Here is a 390-nt window from a genome sequence, read left to right as displayed (position 1 = left end):
AGGACGGGGGCGGCTTCGCTGAACATCGCCATTCTCACGGCCGTTCCGGGAAACGCGCCGCGCCTGAAGGTCCCGGCGAAATCGGCCGACGGCCCTTCGGGTTCGAGGGCGGGCGCAAAGCATGAAAAGCGGTGCTCGATGCCGGCGAGGCCGGCCATGCGTTCGAATATTCTCCTGCGATCGGAGGCCAGCATCGAGGCTGCGTAGCGCAGGTAGAACTGGTGGACGTCGTGCTGCGGCACCGCCGTCGCGATCCGGTTGATATAGGCGTTGGCGGACACGTTTCTGCCTCCCTGGGCTCGGGCGCGATGCGCGCTGTGCCGGAGGGATTTCCGCTACTGACAGGCGCCAGGCGTTGAGCGTTGCCTATTCGATAAACGTTTCGAAAAA

Annotated in this window: 1 pseudogene; it reads right to left on the bottom strand. The window is 64.4% G+C overall.

Features of this window, described 5'->3' with window-relative positions:
- Positions 1-281 (bottom strand): annotated as a pseudogene (locus EN862_RS34995) (type III polyketide synthase); the annotation flags it as partial.
- Positions 282-390: the final 109 nt, after the last annotated feature.

The sequence above is a fragment of the Mesorhizobium sp. M2E.F.Ca.ET.219.01.1.1 genome (genome assembly GCF_004016445.2).
Lineage (GTDB): Bacteria > Pseudomonadota > Alphaproteobacteria > Rhizobiales > Rhizobiaceae > Mesorhizobium.
Note: the sequence above shows the minus strand (reverse complement) of the source record. Positions and strands in the feature narration are given on the sequence as shown.